This window comes from Rhizobium sp. PEPV16, from assembly GCF_008919455.1.
Classification (GTDB): Bacteria; Pseudomonadota; Alphaproteobacteria; order Rhizobiales; family Rhizobiaceae; genus Rhizobium; species Rhizobium leguminosarum_Q.
This window is the reverse complement of the sequence record NZ_VSZV01000292.1, coordinates 24,019-27,008: the sequence shown is the minus strand read 5'-3', so window position 1 is coordinate 27,008 and position 2,990 is coordinate 24,019. Positions and strand designations below refer to the sequence as shown.

At 58.2% G+C, this 2,990-nt stretch carries 3 protein-coding genes and 1 pseudogene; all 4 read right to left on the bottom strand.

The features are described 5' to 3' along the window. Positions 1–309, bottom strand: a 309-nt coding sequence (locus tag FY112_RS14350) for a helix-turn-helix domain-containing protein (RefSeq protein ID WP_181018218.1), incomplete at its 3' end; no start/stop codon positions are given. A 47-nt stretch (positions 310–356) separates the two neighbouring features. Beyond that, positions 357–524: a hypothetical protein gene (locus FY112_RS14345; protein ID WP_165504159.1), complete on the bottom strand. Its 168-nt coding sequence runs from the start codon at positions 522–524 to the stop codon at positions 357–359. Between the two features lie 43 nt (positions 525–567). After that, a pseudogene (locus FY112_RS14340) lies at positions 568–759 on the bottom strand (hypothetical protein); the annotation flags it as partial. Positions 760–889: 130 nt separating this feature from the next. After that, the gene (locus FY112_RS14335; RefSeq protein WP_151518630.1) at positions 890–2,752 is read right to left on the bottom strand and encodes a calcium-binding protein; all 1,863 of its coding nucleotides are present in this window, start codon (positions 2,750–2,752) and stop codon (positions 890–892) included. Positions 2,753–2,990: the final 238 nt, after the last annotated feature.

The window sequence follows — 2,990 nt, the reverse complement described above, 5'->3', positions numbered from 1 at the left end:
GTGCCGGCTTCCCCAGGAAAACAGCGTCATCAGAACAGGAAAGAAGTCACGCCCCTTGTCCGTCAGCAGATATTCGTAGCGGGCGGGGCGCTGATTATAGAGACGCCGTTCGAACAGCCCCTTTTCCGTCAGATGTTTCAGCCGCCGCGTCAGTATGTTCGGCGCCACGCCGAGGCTTTTCTGGAATTCGTCGAAGCGCGAAAGCCCCTGAAAGGCATCGCGCAGGATCAGCATGCTCCACCAGTCGCCGACGCTGTCGAGCGCGCGCGCCGCCGGGCATTTGAAGTCGCTGAAGCTCGTCCGCTGCATGATGATAGTCACTACAGCAGTGACTATCATCATGCAAGTTAGTTATATCAAACGTCGCCTTCGAAAATACGGGCGAGCAGGATGCCGGTGACGAGCATGCCCGCTGCCACGAAGATCGTGTCGCCCGGCGTGCCGATATAGAGCGGCCCGACATTACAGCGCCGCGCGTCTTTTAAGACGCGCAAAGGACGCTGTAACACTTTGAATTGCTGCATAATTTTATCCTTAAATCGATTCCGATTTAAGGAATTATGCAGTGGCAAACAGCAGGAAGGCGATGAGGAAATTCGCCCAGCCCCAGACGACATTCGCTGTCGGTGAGCCGAGCTTTGCCCCTTGCGCGAATGGGATGCGGAACGGCCTGCCGCTGACGCCGTTGACGAAATGCGGAATGCCGTTGGTCAGAAATGCTGCGGCGATGAAATGGACGATATAGGCGATCCAAGGCAAAGGCTTCTCCTGACGTGCACGGGTGGCGTCAACGGAGAATGTGGCCGGGATTTAGGCTCCGGCAAGAGGAGGAGACGCGACTGCCCTGTGATCTGCAGGCCCGCGCCCGGAAGGGAACGGGCCGAGCGGGTCAGGCAAGCAAGAAATCTTTGAAGTGAAGTGCGGCGGAATTATCGAGATCCGCAACGTGGATGGCCGCGCCCGCTGCGCTTCCATCCGCGTCATAGGATAGAATGCCGCTCGCCTGATCGTAGATCAGCTTGTCATCAGCCTCGCGCGCTTTCGTTCCCAGAACGAAATTCTCATCCGAAAATCTGGATAGGCTGAGCGCGGCGAAAATCGAATGATCGAGCATCAGCTTGTCGCCCGCCGCGGAGGAAAAATCCCGGATCTTGTCGACGCTGGTATTGTCGGGCTTCACATTGAAGACGAAGGTATCGCCGCCGCCGCCGCCGGTGAGAACGTCAGCACCGGCCTTGCCGATCAGCTTGTCGTTTCCGAGCCCGCCGACCAATCGGTCGTTCCCTTTCCCGCCGTTGAGGGAGTTGTTCCCGTCGTTGCCGGTGAGAATGTTGGCGGTATTGTTGCCCGTCGCGCTGAGATTGGCCGTCCCGGTCAAGGTGAGGTTTTCGATCATTCCGACCGTATGCTTCTGATCGGCCAGGCTGAAGCTGATCGACGCCTTGACGGTATCCGTTCCGCCGCCCCGGCTTTCATCGACGATTTGGTTGGCATTGGTCACGGTGAAGGTGTCGTTGCCGGTGCCGCCATAGAGATGATTGGTGGCCGGCGGCGTGCTGGCGCCGCTGCCTGCTATCTCGATGATCAAGGGATGGTCGACGACATCGAGCGTCAGCGACGAGACGTTGCTGAGGCTTTTGATCGCCGTCGTCCCGGTCAGCGGGTCGAAGACTTTCACGGAGCCGAACGAAGCACCGAGATTGACCTTGACGGCTGTTGCCGCCGCCTGAATGGCCGTGTCGGAGGACTGGTTCCAGATATCGGGCTCGTTCCAGATGATGATCTGGTAGCTTCCGTCCGATTTTTCCGTGAGCAGGCTACGGGCCGAGGACGGCATGCCATCGATCGAATAGTTGACGGTTCCCGCGCTGAAGCTCGCTTTTGTTGCGCCGTCGTCCTCAAGAATTTCGGTCAGGTTATGGATCGCCGTCGCAGCCGGCTTGGTCGAATAGTCGAGATGAAAAAGGCCGAAATGCTTTTCCTGATTGGCGCCCTGCGGATCGGAATAGGCGTCCAGCAGCTCGTAGATGAACGTGTTTTTCGAGCCGAGGGCCGCGCCGTCCATCAGCGTATTGAGCAGGAGCTTTGCCTGCGTCGCTTCACTGACGCCTTCCCAGCCGCCATTGCTGTCGGCGGTGAGCGAGGTGTGGTAACCGGTCTCGGTGATCGCTAGCGGCTTGCCCGGATCGGCAGCGCGCTGAACGCCGGCTTCGCGGGAAAGCCATGAATATGGCTGGTCGCCATCCTTCGCATAGGTGTGGATCGTCGTGTAGTCGGAGGCGGAAGCGACCGTATATCCGGTAAAGCCGAGAACGGGGATATTTTTCAGCAAGGGATCGGCGTTGACGGCGGCAGACAGGTCTTTCTGATAGGCGACCGCTGCGGCCTGACCGCTCAAGCCGTGATAGCTGACCGGCCAGTTGTTGACTTCGTTCGGACCTTCGATGCCGACGACCGATCCGGGATGGGCCTGCACGAAGTCATGCAGTCGCTGGGCGACGGTGGCGGGGTCGACTTCCCGCTGGGCGCTGAAGACGAACTGCACGCCGGCCTCGGCCGCATCGCCGAGATGCGTTTGTCCGTTGGGGTCGGAAGCGGTGTTGGGGGCGTGATCGCGAACCGTATCAAGGCCAAGATAGTCGAGAGCCTTAACAACTTCTCCGACATTGGAATATTTTCCGTCGGTGTAGTCGATATGCGTATCAATTCCAAAGGAACGAATAATATCGTTTATTCTGACGGCTTGAGCCATAGGTTTTTCTCCCAGTTCATGAGGGAATTGGCGATGGGAATATATCCCCAATTGCTGTCGATGATTCGATTTAATACACGACAAGGGCCGACGCAGTGTTGCCCGTTAACCATGATATATTGTCGTGAATGTGGCCCGTTCCGATGGCCGGCGCGCCGATCGCGCCGCCGCCTTCGGCGCTAAATTCTTAACAGTGGACCCGCACGATGCGGCTGATCAAGCCGCAGCTTTTCCTGAC

What these genes read in the sequence shown, in the direction of transcription:
- FY112_RS14335 (WP_151518630.1), bottom strand. Translation starts at nt 2,752, where the DNA reads ATGGCTCAAGCCGTCAGAATAAACGATATTATTCGTTCCTTTGGAATT.
- FY112_RS14345 (WP_165504159.1), bottom strand. Translation starts at nt 524, where the DNA reads ATGCAGCAATTCAAAGTGTTACAGCGTCCTTTGCGCGTCTTAAAAGAC.